Source organism: Nostoc sp. UCD121 (assembly GCF_014222285.1).
In the GTDB taxonomy this organism is placed as follows: domain Bacteria; phylum Cyanobacteriota; class Cyanobacteriia; order Cyanobacteriales; family Nostocaceae; genus Nostoc.
In genome coordinates this window covers 1-21,666 of sequence record NZ_JACKZS010000042.1, presented here as the reverse complement: position 1 = coordinate 21,666, position 21,666 = coordinate 1, and the positions used below count along the sequence as shown (strand labels likewise).

Sequence of the window (21,666 nt, the reverse complement as noted above, 5' to 3'; positions counted from 1 at the left end):
AAAATAACCTTTAAAAAATGCTGATTACCTGAACCATAATCATTAATGAGGACTGATTCTCCTCAAACAAATCTTCAGTTTCTAGCTTTCCCGAAATCGTAGATAATCTACCATTTGTATTCAGATTGGTAGTGGCATTGTTTTTATTAAATAGTTGTTTTATATTTCACGCTTTTGTATCCCCTTGGTTGCAGCCTTGAGTTTACCCACCAAAGTATTCATTGCAGATTCCTGTGGCTGACGTGGCACTGGTTTTTGCTGTCCAAAGCCATCAAATAATTCATTGAGTTTGACGCTGACACCCAAATATGCGCCGCCTGCGGAACGTGTTCCTGAGAAATCCCGGTCATCAACCTTACCAAATACATATCCAGCAGAAACACGCAGGTTAGGCGTGAGATAATAGCCTGTTTCTACAACAAAGCCTGTTTCGCTGTAGCTAGACTGACTAATTACACGAGCCTCACCCACCAAATCCCAGCTATATCCCAAACGATAGGTAGCGCGTAATTGTCCCAGATTTACTGTATTTGTACCAGCTAAATCGTTGGCTAAATAAGAGGTGCTGTTACGCAAGGCATACTTACCATAGAATTCCCATTGCCAGTTAGGAGCATAAATAGCTTCTAAAGCAAAAGTATGGTCTTGAGAACCCGTACCACTACCTAAGAGGATGGTGTCAGGGATAGTTGATGGATTTTTGCGATATTCATAACGCAATAAGGCATTAAATTTATCGCTATTGGGGTCGCGATAAGCTAGTCCCAGCTTTAAGGTAGCTGTATCCCCCAATCCCGAAAGTTTTTGATTGGATGAACCAGCTTGTTGATAACGTACCAATGCTGTGAGAGCCGAAGAAATTTTACCCGCAGCACCTGCGGTAATTACTGTATTACTACCACCAGAAGAAGAACGATGTTCGTAACGCGCACTGGCTTGAAACTGCGGATTATCAGAGTATTCCAGTCCCACGCTGTAGCTATCGCCACCATCAAATCCGATCGCAGATGCTGATTGACCAAAAGCGAAGGGTTGGGCATATTGTTGACCTGCCGCAGTTCGCCCGAAGAAGTTACCAAATACGTGTTCGTAAGCGACATTCAGCCGTAATCCCGAAGCAATAGTCCAACGGTTATTTAGACCAATCGCCCCTTGGGTAGTCATTTCATTTGCACCACCCAAAATTGAGTAACGACCAGTCAAGGTAGTATCCGAACCGAGCTTGTGTTCACCGTTGACACTCAAGCTGGTGATGGAATTACCCGAATATTGGCCACTAGTGTAAAACTGTTGGGCCAGACTGATATTTACACCAGGAATTGCTGCCCAATTTAGCCCGAAGATAGTACGGTCTGGGTAAACACTATCTTTTTGGGAAGATAAACTGATTTCATTTTGGGCTTGGAAAGTCAGATTTTTAGCAATAGGAACTGTAAAACGCGATCGCAATTGATCGGAAGTACCACTGAGGGCGCTGTCGGGAATGCGGTCTTCCCGATGACGATGAATCCAATCCAAATCAATAATGGCACTACCCAGGCGTTGTTGAATCCCGGCGGAAATAGTCGTTAGAGAATTATCAACTTTACTACCAGGTATCGCCTCAGAACGGGGTGCAAACAGTTCTTCAAAGGTATCTAAGGGTTGGGGAGCAATACCAAAATTGTCTTCATGGTCGTACTGCGCCCTGACGTTTGTAGTTGAAGAGAGTTTAGCTGTAACCTGCGCTCCATAACGAGTTTGTCCTGGGACAAAGCTGATAGTGGCATTATTAGCAAAACCTGTATCGGCAAAGCGATAATAGGCACGACCTTGAATCCCGTTAGTAATTTGTCCCTCAGCTTCCAACCGATATGCTTCACCACTAACCTTTCCTACAACATCAGAATCATTAGTGGAATGGGCATATTCTGCAATTAATGTACCTTGATTACCCAAAGAAATCAGCGCATCTGCACCATATAGTTGAAAGTCGCGTACTCCCTGATTTTCTTGGACATAAGTTGCTCCTATCCAACTTTCCTGGTTAAGTTTGCGGGAAAGGTTATATTGCAAACGACCAGCATAGATATTGCTATCAGAATCTTCGCTGTCATATTGATAGCTAACGACAATCCGACGTACCAAGACTTGTCCGGTTTGATCGATATCGGTACGAAGGATAGGTTCGCGGAATAACAAGGTACCGCGATCGTAGTCGATTTCATAGTCTGGGCCACGGTTAAGCTGTTTCCGTTTTAGTACAGTCCCAGGACGATTGAGTTCTTCTAACTCAATAAAGACATTTTCACTACCTGGTTGTAGTATTCTGCGAGAGAGGAAGTAATAACCGCTAGTACCATCGGGAGCAATAGTATCTCGTTGGAAAGCTTCTAAGTGGTTGCCATACAAACCTGTAACTTGGAGATTCCCTAAGTTGTAGTTAGCTTTAAAACCGTGAAGTTGTCGGGTGATAGAAGTAAATTGCTGCGATCGCCGCGCAAATTCTTCTGTGTTGTAGTCACCCCACATAGCATAATCAGGATCGGCTCCGGGGACACCAGTTGTACGCTCTAAACGCACATATAGGCTGTCAATAGAAGGAGCAACGACATCAACTTTCGAGCTATCGCCGTAGACAGGATAATTTTGTTCGCTAGATTGGTAAGTTCTAAACAGGCGATTATCGCAGTTGCAATCTTCATTGAGGTTACGAGAACTGTTGTATGCGCCTGTAAACAACCATTCTCCGATCGCACCAGTGGCAAATATTGCTGAATGGAAATCTAATTGCGTTCTGTTATCTTTGTCAGGCGGGAGAAAATCACGGAAACTACCATAATAATCTGTACCTCTAGCGCCCAAACGTAGATCTATTACCCCTGTTACCAAACTCGGACGCAGTGATGTTTCAAATTGTAGTTGAGTAAAGGCTTCTAAATTATTAGCTATGGCGCGAATTGTGACAGTTTGGGCTTTGAGTTGCGATCGCAATTTAGCCGTAAATTGCCCCGCTTTCGCTTCTACTTGAAATCCGGGTTGATCGGGTTTGAAATCTTTTCCCACAAACTCCCCAGCAGTAGGTACTAAAGTGATAACAGCATCACGATTAGAGCGATTACCAGTTGCATCGATCAGTTGACCCCTGATTGTAGCTGTAGAACGTCCATCCGCCGGGATACGAGACTCAACAGTTTCTAAGGTTAGTTTCTGTGGCGCTCCCCGGACTACGACTTGCACTGTTACAGGAGGCTCTGTCCCTCCTACTAATTGTGCAGAGATGGTATTATTACCTTCTTTTAACGAGACACCATACCATGTCTGCGTTACTAAATTAGTATTGGCATCGCTTTCTGTTCGTCCAATTGAGGAAGGATCTACTAATACACCATTAGACCGTAATTCTACCGTGCTTCCAACAGGGAATTGCACAATTACTGTGGTAGCAGGAACATCCACAATGTTGTTAGCTGTTGGCATCAGGAATTTTATTCCTGTGGAGATGGGGGAAGCGGGGGGAATTTTCTGATTTTCTTCAGTTACTCCAGCTATTTTGCGTAAGCCTCTAGGTAATTGAACAGAAGTTGCTGGTTGAAATGCTTGTATTTCCGTTTCACTTGGCTGAATATCTGGAATTGAAGTATTAGTTGAAGGAAGTTCAAGAGGTAGAAGTTGCTTGTCAGAACTTCCCAAAGTATGGGGAGAACTCAAATCCATGCTTTTTTCAGCAGCTTTATTCCGATCCGCTTGATCCTCATCCTGGTTTTTCACATTATTTGGAAAAACCAAACCTCTAGCTCCCTTCTCTTGTAAAGACGGGGGAGAATTCAAAGCCTCTCCCGTCTTAAAAGAGAGGTTTTCTAGATCCCTTGAAAATTCAGGATCTTCGACACCCTTGTCTGCTTGTGAAGGCGAATCGGGGAAAAAAAGATTTTCATTTGTAGGTTCTGCCTTAACTATGGCAGGATACAAAATGAGGCTGAGAGCTACTGGCATCACCCCCATCATCTTCAGGTTGAAAATAGTTGTATGGTGCAGTCTGGGTTTCATTTTTTGACTGGCTCCTGGAAGGCGGGGGTGACAGCGAAATTCATACGTACCAAGCCACCAGGTTCTAAACGCACTAAGCGAGATTGGCTATTCCGTTCACGGAATTTTTGATTGGGAGCTAGGGTATAACCCGGTACACTGCTGAGGTCTAGTACGCCTGTATGACTTCCTGGTAAGGCATTAGCTAAGGAGAACAAACCATTCGGATCTGTAGTGATGCGATTTCCGTCCTCCAGAAAAATCACTGCATTGGGGACTCCAGGCTCACCAGGTTGTTGTTCACCGTCAAAGTTTTTATCAATAAACACGCGACCGATAATCGTGCCACAATCAGAAACGATTCCTGGACGAATTTTTAACTGGTGCGTTGCTGGGCCATCCTTGGTGCTAAAACGGTTATCGGCTCGTTGAGCATTCACGATCGCACTATTGCGACCATCACCACGCACAGCATCGGCTGTTAGTTGAGCCGCATAAGCAATATTCAGAGTTTTTCCCGTAGGAACTGTTACATCTGTGCGAAATGTCACCGTGTTTCCATTGCGTTCTGAGGTGATAGCAACTGATTTGCCATCTAACTCACCCCGCACAGATTTAGGTAAAAACTGGAATCCTAAAGGTAAGTTGTCGGTGACAAATATATTATTCAAACCAGCATCAGCAAGGTTTTTTACCGAGATCCGGTAAATTACCGTATCTCCAGGTTCAGCGGTAGCGCGATCGCCTGTTTTGATAATCTGCAACTGATTGGCTTGGCACAGATTTGTACTGAATTCAAAAGCTAATAAGTCCAGTCCTACTACTTCTGCATTCGGAACTAAGACAACTGTTTGCTCTATCCTAGTTTCACCTGTAAGGCTGATTGGTTGACCATCCAGGGAACTAGCGATATATCGCACAATATTATTACCTTGTGTGCCAGTGGTACCAACGATTTCAATCTTGATCCGCCGTTGCTTGTAGATAGAATTTGGCGGTGGATTAACTACAAAAATATAAGTTCTACCTGGATCAGTTTGACCCTTATTCGGATCGAGTAGGAAATTGTAAACACCCGCAGGGTTATTCGTAACGAAGTAGGGGTTACTATTCTCGGTATTTGGCGACTTACCGCCAGGAACTTTGTTATTAGGAATATCGGGTAACTCTGTCCGAGTCAAAGAAAGCAAGCCGCCTAATTCTGTCCCAGTTGGGTCGCTAGGGTTAGATTCGTATACGCCAACTGAAAAACCTGTATAGTCAGGCAAAATAGTACCAGCGCAACCTAATATCCGTCCTAATGGATCGACTAATGGGCTAGGACTAACATTAAGCTGACTAGAAGTTCCGTCATATTTTTGATTATTAGCAGAGTCTGTATAAGTATAAGTAGCTTGATTTATTAATGGCAAAGACGCACCCCGATTGTTAGTCTGTTGTGCGATCGCTGGTATAGATATAGTAGTTTGCAAAAAACTCCCCAGAAGAACAGTAGCTGTTAACCTTTGATACCAGCTACTCCTATAAGTAATTTGTTTTTTCTTTTGAGGACGGCTCACTGAACACATCTCCTCTGGAATGCCACTTTTTTTGTTAATAAAAGCACTTGTTTATCTATCGAAGATCCCTCCGATTCTCCTTATAAAGCACGTTGTTTTTCGCTCTTGACTCCCCAAAAAGTCGCTACAGGCGGGTGATATCAGGCATAACGAATCAGCGAACTTGGACTTGATAAATAGCTTTAACCGTTTTCTTGGCCGGAACTGATGGCACTTGCAAACGGATGTGAGTGTAAACATTCGCTGGTGCTGGTTTTGTTTCCACTTTCCCGCCAGGAAGAGTAACTTTAACAGTGGGATTTTCGACAAAGCTGCGTCCACCATCAATGCTGTAGGTTACTTTAGTCTCATTAGTGGCGATCGCAGATTTCAGTATGTATACCATTCCTTTAGGAATAGGTTGATTGAGAATCAAATTCTTTACGGGGCGATCGCTCTTATTTTCGCCACTTAATGTATATCGCAACACATCACCAGGTCGCACCACAGCTTGACCTTTTAAAGGTTGCCATGTTTTGCTTTGCTTACCCTGCTGATCCTGTGCTATCACTTGCTTCTCAGCTTCTAAGCGCAATTGTATTTGCCCTTGAGTTTTGACATTTTGGGCAACAGCACTGGTAGAATGCCGTAGAGAAGCGATTCCTGGCACTTGGCTGATAAATGGCACTGTAACAATAAGTGCGATCGCTCCTAAACTTGCAAAAGAAAAACGCTTCATATCAATAACCTCAAAAAACTTTCATAATGCCGATTGCTGATTTATCTTTCCCTGTTTTCGCTGGGGAACAATCATTTTGTAGTTGGCACTTTAGGATTAAAGCACCAGCTACAAATACAGATGTGCTATACACCCCTCTTTGCAAATAAAGAGGGGTGAAATCAAACTATCTAGTTAACCTTGCGTTGGAAGATAAATGTTCTTTGAACACCAGGTGCAATCTGTCCAGTAGCAGTATTTACATACTTTGTGACATCACTGTTTAGCGTGGTTCCGGTTTGGTCGATGCTAGAGTTATTAGCTGGATTACCATTGAAGAACTGGATAGTTGAAGCCCCAGAATCCTTTGCTGAACCAACAATGTTACTAGTATCAATTTGAGTGTTATTGTCGTTGTCTAGCGCCCAGTTGTTGCCCCCTGCTGTACCATCTTCAGTAATCACAACTTTGTCAGCATTCAAGATCACGTTACCAGTTCCAGATTGAACATCCGAAATATTTGTGTATTGAATTTGGTACTCAATAATGTTTCCTGGTGCAGGGTTCTTCGGAGTGATACTGAATGTGCCATCAGTCCCTTGCACTGCTGGGCCACTTCCTTGTAGAACTCGTGACATTTTCAACAGTTTTAAGAAGCCAGTGTAGACGCGATCGATGGAGATATTGTACGCTTCCCCATTAACCGCAGTATTAGGTACACCATTATTATCAGTGTCAATAAAAGCAGTGATCGGTACTGGGAAGCCCCTACCGATATCTGTCGATAGTTGCGTACCAGGTGGTAAGTCAACTTCTACACCATAATTAACAATGCCACCAGCAGGAACAGCAGAGATTTTAATTGGTGTATTATTGGCTGCTAGGTTGAAAGTGCCAACGTTATTGGTGATGCTGTAAGTATAGACAGCAGCTTGACTGTTATAGCTAACAGTCACCTTTGTACCATTGGTCAAATCTGTAGCTGTAGCTGGTGCGGTTGGAACTATTGTGATGTCGTTAGGGCTAGTACCGTTGTTCTTAATTGTATTAGTGAAGCCAACTGATTGTGGGTCAAGTGTACTAAGAGGTGCTGTGTTAGGAGGAACAAAGGAAGATTTGTTGGTGAAGTCATCGTTGGTTAAACCCGATGGGCCAGTGGCATCCGGTGCATTATTCGGCCCATTTAAAACTGAGTTTGCCTGGGCAACTGAAACAGTATAAACGTTGACATTTCCTGTAACAGAATTAGCACCTTGGTTGTTATTGCCTGTGTCAACATTGCCAGGAGTAGTGGGATAATAGCCAGAGTCTACTGTCGTAGGAAAGGCTCCAGTAGTGGGGTTGATGTTATCTGGGTTTTGATCGCCTGAATCGTCGAAGAGTAGGGGGCTATTTGGATCGCCAGCAGTTTTACCGAACACTTGAGCGATGTTGTTAACATTTGTCGGTGTTGTTACTGCGATTCCAGTGGTCTTTACTTGCACCGTAAAGCCTGTAACAGTTGTGCCAGTGGCAATTGTAGAGATAGAGCTAGGATTGTTAATAAAACCAACCCGTTTGACTATACCGCCTGTTACATTAGCACTGTTAGTTTTCCACAGAGCCTGATCGGCAGTTGTAGTGGCGGGATCTTCGCCAGCATAAACCACTATCCACCCTGAAGGAGCGGTTGGAGTCCCATTAAGAGTTGTGGATGCTGGAAGTGCATCAGAAACTAAGATGCGAGGAACAAGACTACCATCTACATTGATACTTGTACCAGCTAAAGCTGCGGGTGTTAGCCCCCGATTGGTTACGTCATTGCTCTCAACTCGCAAGCTTAAACCATAAGTCAGCAAATCATCATTGAGTACGGAGGCATCACCAGCGCTGTAAGCCGTCCGAGTCTTGAGTATTGTGGCTAGAGCAACGGTTTTAACAGTGTTACCCACTTGAATTTGCTGAGTAATACTAGATTCTCGTGTACCGTTAACTGGTGCGCCAGTAACTTCCCCACCACCTGCGTTATCAGCGTTATCTACAGTGTAAACGTCACCACCATCGGGATTACGCGGTTGGTTTTGGGCATCTCCAGGAGTATTACCAAGGGTAACTTTAATTACGTCACCGGATTGAGCGCCAGTTTGTACAGTCACTGGCACACGCACCAACACAGTACCGCTAACCGGAATTGAGGCTGTATCTACACCACCGGCTGTTACATTTGTCCAAGTTGCACCACCGTCAGTACTGTATTGCAGTGTGCCACTAGCTGGTATTGCCCCATTTTTATCAGTAGGAAGTACACCAGAAACTGTACCAGGCCCGGTTGTTGTTGCTTGGTTAGGAATATGGAATTTGGTGGGGTCGTTACCTACGTTCGTTAAGGTGTAGGTGTAGGTTAGTAAATCGCCAACCTGAACTGTTGTATTGGGAGGGGTAGAAGGGTTATCTGTAACACCAGAGGCAGTGACGGTGATCCCAGCAACTTCTGCCACAGTGACGGTTACAGTATTAGAAGTGGCATTTATAGTTGTCCCTGGCGCATTGGGATCTTCGTAGGTAGCAGTCGCTGTGTTACTGATAGATTGACCACCAGCTGTCCCGTCAGCTAGCACAGGTGCAATAAATTGGAAAAGGCTGCTAGTTAATAATGCTGTTGCTACTAGAGATTGATAGCATTGGCGCTGCTTGTTGACAGATTTTTTTCGGTTTACCATGTAAGTAGCTTATTTATTTGCTGAACTTGTATCTTGGGTTTTGAGACAGGATAAAGTTCGGCAATTCCTTAAAGAATTACCGAATAACTTGCCCAAAGCCTTAAGGTTTTGGGCGCTGCATATATGAAAAGTTAATTTATTGGTGACTCCTGAAAAACTACTAGATTTAGGCAATAGGCAGAAAAGTTATTGCCTGCTTGTTTTACGCTCACTGTTGATTATCAAGGTTAGCAATCGCAAATATAGGTAATTTGCTAGTGTGTTCTGCTGAATCTCCGATGTAAATAGAAATGTAGCTTTTATACAATAAAAAAACTTCCGTATAAACAAGTAACTTGTTTAGCGATGAGTGAACGCATAAAAACTGAAAAATTAACTTTATTTTGGCAACACAGATAGAAATTGTAGTGTTTGAGATAGAAGCAAAGCATCCTACAAGCTATATATCAAAGCTCTTTTGAATATTTGCTGCTATGCATACATGATACCGTGTGTAGTTATTGGTCTAATGAAATAAAAAATTAAGTCAGTGATCTCGATCACTAAGTAAAGCGATCTTAATTTAATAAAATGCAAATAGATCATGGATGTGATGCAATTTAATCATATCCATGACCAGCGTTTACACTGAGTAGCGGAAACTATTATCTGATTTCAGACCAAGCAAGTCTAAATATAAATACTAAGTTTGACAATTACGTATATCAAAATTTTACAGTAATTATTTTTTTCAATACCAAGGATATCCGACTAAAAAGGTCGGGTATGTTTGACTGGTATTTTTACTCGTGTTACTATCAGGCGACAGTGACAGACAAACAGGGAAAGCTAGTTTATGACTCAGGCAATCAAAACCCAAACCCAAACCCAAACCAGCACTGCCTACTTTCAAGCTTTAAAGTGTAAAGAGTGTGGTGCCGAATATGAACTCAAAGCCAGTAATGTTTGTGAGTTATGTTTTGGGCCTTTAGAAGTCAAGTATGACTACAATGCTCTCCGTCTGACTGTCACTCGTGAAACAATTCAAGCCGGGCCCAATTCAATTTGGCGCTACCGTCCCTTTTTGCCTGTTGCAACTGAAAATGTTATAGATGTGGGAACGGGGATGACTCCCTTGGTTCGTTCTCACCGTCTTGCCCGTCGCCTGGGTCTAAATAAGCTTTATATAAAAAATGATGCGGTTAATATGCCCACCCTTAGCTTTAAGGATCGGGTAGTATCAGTTGCTCTATCAAGGGCCAGAGAGTTGGGTTTCACTACCGTTTCTTGCGCTAGTACAGGTAACTTGGCAAATTCTACAGCTGCGATCGCAGCTCATGCCGGTTTAGACTGCTGTGTCTTCATTCCCGCAGATTTAGAAGCCGGTAAAATTATCGGTAGTTTGATATATAGTCCAACGCTAATGGCCGTCAAGGGTAACTACGATCAAGTAAACCGCCTCTGTTCGGAAGTTGCCAATACACATGGCTGGGGTTTTGTCAATATCAATCTGCGCCCCTATTACTCTGAAGGTTCCAAGACGCTAGGTTTTGAAGTTGCTGAACAACTAGGCTGGGAGCTACCCGATCATGTTGTTGCTCCTTTGGCATCTGGTTCGCTATTTACAAAAATTTATAAGGGTTTCCAAGAATTTATAGAAGTTGGTTTAGTAGAAGATAAGAAAGTCCGTTTCAGTGGCGCTCAAGCAGAAGGTTGTTCACCCATTGCTCAAGCCTTTAAAGAAGGACGCGACTTTATTAAACCAGTTAAACCAAATACAATTGCGAAATCCCTAGCGATCGGCAATCCAGCAGACGGTATTTATGCTGTGGAGTTAGCTCAGAAAACTGGTGGTAACATTGAATCAGTCAATGATGCAGAAATTATTGATGGCATCAAGTTGCTGGCAGAAACCGAAGGCATCTTCACAGAAACGGCTGGTGGTACAACCGTGGCCGTGCTGAAAAAACTGGTAGAAGCTGGCAAAATTGATCCAGATGAAACTACCGTGATTTACATCACCGGCAATGGTCTAAAAACCCAAGAAGCAATCCAAGGCTATGTTGGTGAACCCTTGACTATTGATGCTAAACTGGATAGTTTTGAACGCGCCCTAGAGCGATCGCGTACTCTCGATCGCTTGGAATGGCAACAAGTTCTCGTTTAGTTAGCAGTTAGGAGTTATGAGTTTTTGATTCATGACTCCTAACTCTTAACTGTATTCCTAACTCTTCACTTTGTACTTTTATGGCTGTAACAGTTTTAGTTCCTACGACTCTTCAGAATTTGACTAATAATCAAGCTACCCTAGAATCCAACGGTAGTACCATTGCTGAATTGTTGGATTCTTTAGAACAAAGCTTTCCTGGGATTAAATCCCGGTTGTGCGATGACGAAGGCAAGCTACGTCGGTTTGTAAATTTTTACGTTGATAGTGAAGATATCCGCTATTTAGATGGTATTAACACAGCCCTAAAAGATGGCGATGAAGTAAGTATTGTCCCTGCTGTTGCTGGTGGTTAATACAGAGAACATCAAATAAAGTAAGAGACTTACCAAATAAACCTTTGATAAATTAACTGATTCCCGGTCTGAGACTGGGAAGCAGTTAAAAACTTAGCGATCGCCTGAGATAATTTGAGAGAGTACCAACGCTTAACTCTTACTTGATATCGTCGCAGAGATGGCGATCGCTCTTACTCACATTCGGATTATTCTTTAGATAGTCATACAGCCAATCACAACCACGCTCCAGTAAGCTATCTAGATTCTTGAGATGATTTAGCTCATTCAAATTCCAGAGAATTATAGCCCCATCAGCACTGCCCAAAGCCAGAATTTTACCATCGGCTGAGAAATTCGCGCTTAATAAATGATCGCTGTGCCCAGTCAGAGTTCTCATTAAATGACCGTCGCGTGTCCAAAGTTTTACAGTCTTATCGTCACTGGCTGTTGCAATCATCTTACCGTCAGGTGAAAAATTCACGCTATTAACCTGATCAGTGTGCCCCTGCAACTTTTTGTACCAGCGAAACTCGCCCTTGTCATCCTGCTTCCAAAGTATCACCGTCTTGTCATTACTACTAGTGGCAATCATATCGCCACTAGGTGAGAACTTAACGCTCAAAACCCAACTGTTATGCCCGTTTTTCCCTGCGAGAGTCTTGTAGATGTGAAACTCGCCTTTATCGTTTTGCTTCCAAAGTTTTACCGTGTTGTCATCACTAGCTGAGGCAAGCATCTGACCGTTTGGCGACCAAGCTACAGCCCTTACCCAGTCCTGATGCTTGTTGAGAATCTGAGGTTTGATGCCATCTAGCCGCGATATTATTACTTTGTTGTCCATACTACCCAAAGCGATGAACTGACCGTTGGGTGAGAAATTCAAGTCTAATATCTTATCGCTATTTGGAAAAAGGGTTCTCAGTAATTTACCGTCACGGTTCCAAAGTTCCACTGTGTTATCATCACTAGCGGTAGCAATTGTCTGACCATCAGGTGAGAAACTAACGTTATCGCTATGCCCCTCAAGAGTTTTGTCTAAAGTACCATCGCGCTTCCAAAGTTTCACTGTCTTGTCACGGCTGGCTGAGGCAATTATTTTGTCATCAGGTGAGAAATCTACCTGATTAACCCGATCGCTATGACCGTTGAGAATACTTACCACACCACTACCATACTGAATCTTCATTGTGCTGTCAGCGCTAGGAGAAGTAGGAATTTTGGCGTTGCGTAAGCAACTGGTATTACCAACTTGCCAAAGTTTCATCGTACCGTCAGCACTGGCAGAAACTAGGATTTTACAGTCAGGTGAAAACCTGACTGCATAAACTCCATTGCTATGTCCTGATAAAGTTGTGAGTAATGTACCGTCAGGCTTCCAAAGCTTTACAGTCTTGTCGTCACTAGCTGTAGCAATCATCTTACCGTCGGGTGAGAAAGCCACACTATTGATTCCATCTTTATGTGCTTTAAAATTTTTTAAAGGAGTGCCGTCTCGATTCCAGAGTTTTACTCTGTTGTCGTTACCAGCCGCAGCAGCACCACCAGCCGCCGCCACAACTGTCTGGCTATCGCTTGACCAAGCAACATCCCAAACAAAGTCGTCATAGCCTTCTGTAGTGTGCAAAAGCTTACCATTGGATGTCCAGAGTTTCACAGTTTTGTCCCGGCCACCAGTCGCAATCATAGTACCGTCGGGGGAGAAAGCCACACTATTGACTCCATCTTGATGCGCTTTAATCGTTTTTAATAAAGTGCCATCTGGCTTCCAGAGTTTTAGTGTACTGTCTCGACTTCCTGTAGCAATTGTCTTACCATCTGGCGAGAAATCGATACTATAAACTCCCTTATTTTCGCTACTATTTACTCTATCTTGAGATGCTGGTAGGGTTTTTAATAAAGTGCCGTCCCGCTTCCAAAATTTTATGATGCCCTGGAAATCGCCTGAGACAATTGTTTGGTCGTCAGGTGAGAAACTCAAACCTAAGACTTTATCTTTATGTCCTTCAAGCGTCTTGTACACGCTACCATCTAGATTCCAGAGTTTTATAGTATGGTCATAACTAGTTGAGGCAATCAATTTACCATTATGGGAGAAAGTTACACCCCAGATTAGAGCCTTGTGTCCTTCCAAGCGATCGCGCTCTACTATCCAGTAAACTGATTGTTGTAATGCCGCTATAACTTGGGTACGAATTTCAGAATCGGTTTTTCCCCAGTCTGTAGCTTGGAGTTTTTTACCTGCTTTAATGGCTTGTTTAAGTGCTTCAAACCTTTGATTTGAGGCAAAAAGGGCTTCCGAAGCTTTACTAATGGCAATTGTCTCAGCTTGTTCTGTCTTTTGCCTTTCAGATTCTGCCCGTACTCCCAATCCTACAGCTATAACTGCCAGAATGGACATTATAGTGACTCCTGCGATCGCAAAATTTCGTTGTTGTTTTGCATCATTGCGTTGTCGCTTAAGAACACGATTTAGTTCTGCTTCAGCGTGTTGCCGTTGTTCCTTTTCCTTTTTCTGTTCTTCTAATTTTCTTGCTTGTTGTGACTGCCGGATAAAAGATACTAGATAGTCATGAACCAATTGATATAGGTTAGCAGGGTCTTCAGGAATATTTAACACCAGCCCCGAACCAACTAAAATCTCTAAAACTAGATTTAGTTTTTCTTTTTCTGAGACAATATCTGCTGTTTTTAAATCTTCCGCTAAATTGTCAGAAGTTTTGAAGGGACGAGTACCTTTCTCGTCTGTTAGTAAATATAAAACTACTCTGGCACAGAGTTCGTTTTCAGAACCACAGTCTTTAATAACTTCTTCTAAAAATCGCTCGACTAGTTTTTCTTTTGTTCCTGACTGAAGATATTGTTCTAAAGTTGTAATTTTATCTGTTTGGAGTTGCGAACCGACGATTTGTAACTCAATCGGGCGTACCTCGCCAAGTTCGTCTGATAAATCTTCTACTAATTGATCAATTAACTCAGGTTCTAAGTAAAAGTGGGTTTGTTCAGTCAGACTTTGGACAACAGATTTGGCATCTTTTGAAGAAAAATTGCCTAAATAATAACGAATGTCTTTATCTAAAATATTGTTATTAATTGCTCTAAAATTTAACAGGCGATCGCATTCTAATAAATAATGCAAATAATCTTCTCTCAAACAGAGAATAACCTTAACAAAAGGAATATCCAGACAAAGCTGCAATAACTTATAAAATTGCTGTCTTTTACTTTGATCTGTGTAAACAAAGAAAAATTCTTCAAACTGGTCAAAAATTAAAACTGTTAACTTCCGCTCGGCATTTTTTCGCAAACTTTCACAGATAAATTCTATTGAATTACTAGATGTACCATTATCTGCTAAACATTTTGCTAATATCGCCATCCAATCTGTATAAACTCGCATGACAATAGGTAATACATCACGCGCATCTATTGATTGTAGTTGCAGTGTTGGTACTAGTCCCCCATTTAAGATTGAACTTTTACCTACTCCTGACTGACCATGAAATACAGTCAATTTATGGTCAGTCCGGCTCATTCGTTTCATCAACCGATTGACATCTTGTTGCCGACCAGAAACAGCAATTTCTTGAGCAACTTTTATGAGATTTTCTCCTTGCACTAGTGCCGGGTTAATTACCTCATGCCGAGGAATTAAATAAGCTGCCCCAATAAAAGCACGAAAACCATATTGATGTTCAATTTTAATTAGCTCTTGCTTAATCTGAAAAGCTGCAAGATATTGACATTGTTGATAATAAATACTTTGTAACCTCTCCAAAATCCGAATGTAAAGCTCTGGATCGTATTGAGGTTTAGTTTCTCTTTTTGCAGCTTCTAGGGTAGTTAAAGCATCTTCCACCTTATTAAGCTGCTGTAGCGCTCTGGCTAGTGCAAATAAATACCAACCTTGATGATAATATAGCACCAATTCTAAATTAGCTTTCGATTGGATGGATTGGTTACTAGCTACAATAGAAAGCGCTTTTTCGGCAGCTTGTTTAGCTTTATTCCAAGCAGATTGAGAAAGTGCTACTTCAGCGATAAATCCATAAGCTCTTGCTTTTCTAAACCAATCAGGATAAGTTTGATATAGAGTTAAAGCTTTTTGAGCAACTGCTTCTAATTCATCCCAATGCTGAAGCTTTTGTAGTACTTCTCCCAAAGCGTTAATAAATTTTGCTACCAAGTCAGAACGATTTGCCTGCTCAAATATTTCGAGACATTTGTAATAATAATTTTTAGCGTTCGAGCAAGCATTTTGTTGTTCTGTTAAATGCTGCACGGCGTAGGTACGCCACCATAACCCCAAATTGTACAGTACACAGCCTTGCTGTTCTAGTTTAGAACTTTGTTGCAAAAGTGCGAGACTGCGTTCATAATGCTGGCGTGACTGTTCCATCGAAACCGCATCTCGACCCAGAACGAATTCTAAACTGGCTTCTAGTTCTGCGTCTAACTTCACACCCCGCTTTTGCAGTTCAGCTTGTGCTAACTCAAGTTCTACGCGATGCGGCGAACCGATTGCCAAGTTGATTGCAGAATTATCGAGAAATTTTCCTGCGCCAGCATCTAAAACTTGAGCAAAAACTGATTCAGCAGTTTGTTTGATAAATTGAACTAAATCAGCAGTTGCGATCGCAAAATGAATTATTGTGGCCCAATTCTCAAAATCTGTCGCTAATCTGATCAGCTTTTGCAGAACTTGGTCATTAACCAGTAACATGACTGGGAACGGAAAGTTTTTTCTAAACTCCTCCCGTACTTGGTTCGCTGAAGTTAGAACTGTATCAATATCTTTAACCGATTCCAAACCAAAAACCATTAACGCTGATGGCTGTTCATCTCCCAATTTTTCACCTATAGACGTGTAAAGAGTTTTCACTGACACGGGTAAAGTGATTTCACGGATTTTAACAGGAGATAGTTGGTGTAGACGTTGTACTATATCTTGACGGAAAGCTGCATAGTTACAGCGCAGCAAAGTCAGTGAAAATTCTCCCTGAGAAAGGTTAATTGCTCGCACCAAAGTTTGCAATGAACGTTCATTGTCAAAGGGTAAATTTTCTGGCTCTTGCTGATTACTCATAACATAAATAATTTACCTTATAATAACTGTTTGTATAATTACATCATCTAAGTAGAGGGCAGTAGGCAAGAGAATAATTTCTGCTAATTTTAAAAGCTGTAGCTGCTTCCGTCACGACTGACATCGCTCCCGTCACGACTGACATCGCTCCCGTCATAACTGACATCGCTCCCGTCATAACTGATATCGCTCCCGTCACGACTAAGATGCTTAACGTTATACAATTTCACAAAATACCTGATAAGTGCATTAGCCGTAGGTTGGGTTGCGCTCCGCTTCACCCAACCTACAATTTTTTTGCAACATTTTAGCCTTGCCACGCCAGTAGGGTGTAGTGTCGGGTAGCGCTACGCACATTAATACCCCGATTCATAAACTAAATTCCTTGGCTTCAGCCAAAATCGGATTGACATCAAACCAAGAACCATCCTCATTCCGGTATTCAAATACAAACATACTGCGGAGCAAAAGTTCGTATCTTTCATGACCTCTCAAGCTTTTCTCTTGCGTCACCTCACGTAGTAATTCCCATTCATCGGGCGTAATTGCCAAAGTTAGCTCATTGCGGCGTTGTTTAATTACCCTATCCACACATTCCCGCGACAGAGGTGGGTCTTCTTGCTGAAGACAGCGAAATAATAACATCAGCAAATTACGCAAATGACCGCCGCTAACTCGGCAAAGTCGCTCTAAAGTATCAGGACTATCAAAAACCTCGGTAATTAAATTATGACTTTGTTCCCAACTAACGCCAGGAAAAGCCCTCGTCATAACCATCTGTTGCAGTAGCGTGATTCCTTGTGAAAATTGCGAACCATCTTGCAATTGCACAGGAACCATCGGCAAAACCTTGGGGTCTACCCCAAAGCGATTTGTTAACCTTCCTAAAGCGTTGGAAAAAATCAACACTAGGGGAATGGTATAAACAACATGACAATTTAGCTGGTTTAACTGTTCACCACGTTCTACAAAGAGATATTCTGGCTGGTAATAACCCGAAGGCTTCAAAGAGTTATCCACTCTGTCGAGATTATCTATAATTACCACCAGTCCTTGTTTACCTTGCTGCTTGAGTTTTTCTATAGCAGGCTTGAGCAATTCTTTGTTAATTGATTCTAAAATGCCATTGGTGCATGGTTCTAAATATTGCCGTAACTGGCCGCGGAGTTTGGGGCTATCTTTAGTTTTGGCTGTAATTTTGGCAATACCTACAGATAATTCAGCCTCCACCCCAATGTCTAGCGGCGTTTGCAAAAACTCAGAAATTTCGGTAAATAGATTTTTAAAGTATCCTGGTTTCAGGTTGATTTTTATTGCTTCTAAACTTTGACTCACCTCACGAGCTACTGCTAGTAAAATATCTGTAACATCAATATCAGCCATATCGAGGCTTTGGCTAGACTCGAAATAAACCACATGAAATCCCTGCTGCTCTAACTCTGCCTTTAGCCGCAGTAACTCAGTGGATTTGCCACAGCCAATATGTCCGGTAAATAATTGACAGGTAGGTTGTTCTGGTGCAAGGCGGGTGATAGTTCGCCCAAGTTCTTCAATAATCTTGGCACCACGAACTTTAGATAAATCAATATAATATTGTCTATCCTCCGGTTTGCTCACAACCAGAGTTTTACTGGGGTTGCAAGCTTGAAAAAACCTGACTAAATCTAGTTTCATCACAAATCACCCGAAATTAGCCTGATACTCTTGCCATTTCAGTGATTATACAGACGATAAAGCGGCTATTTCGGAAAAAACTTCTTCAAGGCGACTGATTAAGGACTTCCATAAAAAACGTGAGTTCGACAGACCTCTCCCTGCCTTGAACTTGCGTTCAAGTCTGTCCCTCTCCGACTCGGAGAGGGACAGGTTTTGCGTAGTAAAACTAGGGAGAGGTCTTTTGGGTGGACATGATATGACCCAATACGGTTCAGTTAAGGCTAAAACTCTTTGTCAAAGTCAATTTTTTTAACGTAGACGCTTCGGCTTGCCGCAGGCTACCGCAGAGGCGCAGAGGGCACTGAGAGAAGAAAGAAATGCTGTATTGTGATATTACCATTCGAACTCACGTTAAAAAAATATCCAAATAGTAGAGGCGCACAGTTGTTCGCCTCTACCTGTAATTTTCTGGCTTTACCAAAAGATGACAAAAGCAAATGTCTATAATTTCAACTTTTCACCTCGAATCGAATAATCTAACAACTCCATCGGGTGAATGACTGAAATATTCTTACCTTGTAACTGCAAATGCTTTGTAATTTGCAAAGTACACCCCGGATTAGCAGAAGCAATTAACTCAGCACCAGTATTCAACAAATTCTGTACTTTTTGCTGACCCAATTCTTCAGCAACTTCCGGTTGCAGCATATTATAAACCCCAGCACTGCCACAACATAAAGCCGCATCTACTGGTTCTCTCAACTTCACCCCTGGAATTTGTCGTAACACCTGACGCGGTTGCACGCTAATCTTTTGACCATGCAATAAATGACAGGCATCTTGATAAACTAAATTCAAGGGTTTATCAGTGAGTGGCGACAGTTTCGCTGTTATACCAACAGTTGCCAAAAACTCTTGAGCATCTTTAACTTTAGCTGCAAAATCCTTTGCCTTTTCCCGATATTCGAGGTCATCTTCTAAAATATGACCGTATTCTTTTAAAGTATGACCACAACCAGCAGCATTGATAATTACAAAATCGACATCAGTGTTAGCAAAACTATCAATCATCTGCCTTGCTAAAGCTTTTGCCTGTTCTGTTTGTCCTTGGTGTTCGGGAAGCGCTGCACAACAACCTTGAGATTTGGGAATCACAACTTCACAACCATTGGCTGTTAAAACCCTCACCGTTGCTTCATTCACGGGGGAGAAAAACAGCCGTTGCACACAACCCAAAATTACGCCAACTCGATAGCGCTTCTCCCCTTTAGCAGGAATCACACTAGGCAGATTATCTTGAAAAGATTTGAGGGTAATTTCTGGCAGAATTGATTCCATTGCTGCCAAACGGGGCGATATTTTATTGAGTAAACCTGTAGCGCGAAAGAATTTAGCAAACCCCAACTTTTGATAAACCAACAACGGAACTAATAAAATCCGTAAAAGATTGGGATAGGGAAACAGAGAAAATATCAGTTGACGAAAAAATTGATCTGGCAAACTGCGGGGATAATTTCGTTCAACTTGGTGGCGAGTTGCAGAAATCAATTTGTCATACTGTACACCAGAAGGACAAGTACTCACACAAGCAAGGCATCCCAAACACGAATCAAAATGTTCTACGGTTGCCGTATTGAGAGCAATTTCACCCTCATTAATTGCATCCATTAAATAGATACGTCCTCTAGGTGAATCCATCTCCTTACCCAGCACCCGATAACTGGGACAAGTAGAAAGACAAAACCCACAATGTACACAACTATCAATCAACTTTGGGTCAGGCGGATGACTCTCATCAAACCCCTTCAAATTCTTTAAACTAGCCGTATTATTAACAGCATTTTCTGAAACTTGCATAATTTTCTTTCCTCTCTCTATCTCAGCGCACTCAGCGTCTCTGCGGTTCGTTATTAAATCCCACCCACAAACCGACCAGGACTTAAAATATTCTTACTATCAAACTGTTCTTTAATACGGCGCATCAACGGCAAAGCATTCCCCATATAACCCCAAACATCTATTTGTTCTTTAACCGCCATTGGTGCTGACAAAATTGTTAAAAAACCACTATAAGCTTGAGTGCGATTGCTTCCAACAGAGTGTAGCTCATCGCGGATTTTCAAAACTTGATTTTTATCCTCTAATTGTAACAAACCTAAACCACTACTTATATGAATTAAACCCAACTCCACCTGAGTCAAAATCTCTACAGCAGCAGTAGGCAACACTCCTATTTTGCAGGTAATTACAGATTCTGTGGCAGAAAAATGTATTCGTTCTTGCAATCTCTGCCATAGACTAGCCTCATCAGCATCGGCAAAAATTGCCCCATTTAAACCTAACTTTTGACCTACTTCCAAAACTCGGTTTGACTGTTCTTTAACACTCTCACTAATACTCTGAAAGCGGGCAATTAATCCCAGCCCTTGACCCAAACCTAAGCTAGACACCAATTTAGTTGATAGCAAATCAGCTTGAACTGGTGTTAATGCCGAACCTCGAAGGATATTAGCCGCTTGGGATACAGCCTCGGCACTACCAGTTAGTACCACCGTCCCCGATGCCTCTGATAGCGGATACACACGGAAAGTCAATTGACTAATAAAGCCTAATGTGCCATAAGACCCAGTAAGCAACTTCATCAAGTCATATCCAGCAACATTTTTAACTACTCTTCCCCCAGCTTTGGCGATTTCTCCATCAGCACGGACAAAGGTAACACCTAGTAACTGGTCGCGCACACTACCATAACGTTGCCGCAGAGAACCTGTATCACCTGTGGCAACAATACCGCCAATAGTTGCAGATTCTGGTGCTGTGGGGTCAACGGCGAGAAATTGCCGTGATTTTGCCAAAAGTGCCTGGAGATCCGAGAACTTCATTCCAGCTTCTACTGTGACAGTCAAATCGCCAACAGCGTGTTCAATCAGTTGATTGATGCGTTCTGTACTAACTACGACATCAACGCCCTTAACTAAACCACCCCAGCTAAGTTTACTGCCACTACCACAGGGTAAGACGCGCCAGTTGTGACTGTGAGCTTTGGCGATGACTGCGGCTAGTTGTTGTTGGGTGCGAGGATAGACGATACAAGTGGGAGGTTTTCCAGAAGTTACAGCCTGTTGGATACGTTTTTGCTGGCCTATTTCGATATTTTCCCAAAGGCAAACAGCATTTTCTTCGCCGATAATAGATGCAAAATCAGTAGCGCACACGCCTTGCGGCTTGTCGTTAGATATCGCTTTCATTGAGTTTATTTTTTTACGCTCTACATCTAATTTACTGGCTAACCTGACCAAAAAAGCGTATTGCCATTAATATACGGTGGCTGTAGATGTCTAGGTTGGGCTGCGCCAACACGAACCACGCTACTCATTTGCGATAAACAACGCTTGTAACGAATGATTTACCGATATTACCAACCTAATAAAATATTAAAATTTTATTAAATATTTACTTAATTATCTAAACAGTCTTAAC

At 42.2% G+C, this 21,666-nt stretch carries 11 protein-coding genes; 2 read left to right on the top strand and 9 right to left on the bottom strand.

Going from position 1 to position 21,666, the window contains the following annotated elements:
* Positions 1–159: 159 nt before the first annotated feature.
* The 4 genes from GNF10_RS11660 to GNF10_RS11645 all read right to left on the bottom strand — a co-directional run bounded on the left by GNF10_RS11660 (position 160) and on the right by GNF10_RS11645 (position 8,963).
* On the bottom strand, positions 160–4,029 hold the full coding sequence (locus GNF10_RS11660; RefSeq protein ID WP_185583109.1) for a TonB-dependent receptor: 3,870 nt from the start codon (positions 4,027–4,029) through the stop codon (positions 160–162).
* Entirely contained in the window at positions 4,026–5,576 is a 1,551-nt protein-coding gene (locus tag GNF10_RS11655; RefSeq protein WP_185583112.1) for an isopeptide-forming domain-containing fimbrial protein, read from the bottom strand. Before GNF10_RS11655 ends, GNF10_RS11660 begins: the two co-directional genes overlap by 4 nt.
* Before the next feature lie 145 nt (positions 5,577–5,721).
* A complete protein-coding gene (locus GNF10_RS11650) occupies positions 5,722–6,285 on the bottom strand; it encodes a DUF11 domain-containing protein (RefSeq protein WP_185583114.1) in 564 nt (187 codons plus the stop codon).
* A gap of 170 nt (positions 6,286–6,455) precedes the next feature.
* Complete coding sequence (locus tag GNF10_RS11645) at positions 6,456–8,963, bottom strand: hypothetical protein (RefSeq protein WP_185583116.1); 2,508 nt, start codon at positions 8,961–8,963, stop codon at positions 6,456–6,458.
* Positions 8,964–9,798: 835 nt separating this feature from the next.
* On the opposite strand from GNF10_RS11645, the gene thrC reads away from it, so the two are divergent.
* On the top strand, positions 9,799–11,109 hold the full coding sequence (thrC, locus tag GNF10_RS11640; RefSeq protein WP_185583118.1) for a threonine synthase: 1,311 nt from the start codon (positions 9,799–9,801) through the stop codon (positions 11,107–11,109).
* 80 nt (positions 11,110–11,189) lie between these two features.
* On the top strand, positions 11,190–11,465 hold the full coding sequence (locus GNF10_RS11635) for a ubiquitin-like small modifier protein 1 (RefSeq protein WP_114083352.1): 276 nt from the start codon (positions 11,190–11,192) through the stop codon (positions 11,463–11,465).
* Between the two features lie 139 nt (positions 11,466–11,604).
* Here the strand turns inward: GNF10_RS11635 and GNF10_RS11630 are convergent, their stop codons facing one another.
* From GNF10_RS11630 to GNF10_RS11610, 5 genes are all read right to left on the bottom strand, one after another.
* Positions 11,605–16,530: a tetratricopeptide repeat protein gene (locus GNF10_RS11630; RefSeq protein ID WP_185583121.1), complete on the bottom strand. Its 4,926-nt coding sequence runs from the start codon at positions 16,528–16,530 to the stop codon at positions 11,605–11,607.
* An 89-nt stretch (positions 16,531–16,619) separates the two neighbouring features.
* Complete coding sequence (locus GNF10_RS11625; RefSeq protein ID WP_185583123.1) at positions 16,620–16,760, bottom strand: hypothetical protein; 141 nt, start codon at positions 16,758–16,760, stop codon at positions 16,620–16,622.
* 139 nt (positions 16,761–16,899) lie between these two features.
* Positions 16,900–18,204, bottom strand: a complete 1,305-nt coding sequence (locus GNF10_RS11620; protein ID WP_185583125.1) for a P-loop NTPase fold protein — start codon at positions 18,202–18,204, stop codon at positions 16,900–16,902.
* A 483-nt stretch (positions 18,205–18,687) separates the two neighbouring features.
* Positions 18,688–20,043: a (Fe-S)-binding protein gene (locus tag GNF10_RS11615; RefSeq protein WP_185583127.1), complete on the bottom strand. Its 1,356-nt coding sequence runs from the start codon at positions 20,041–20,043 to the stop codon at positions 18,688–18,690.
* Between the two features lie 53 nt (positions 20,044–20,096).
* The gene (locus GNF10_RS11610) at positions 20,097–21,434 is read right to left on the bottom strand and encodes an FAD-binding oxidoreductase (RefSeq protein WP_185583129.1); all 1,338 of its coding nucleotides are present in this window, start codon (positions 21,432–21,434) and stop codon (positions 20,097–20,099) included.
* Positions 21,435–21,666: the final 232 nt, after the last annotated feature.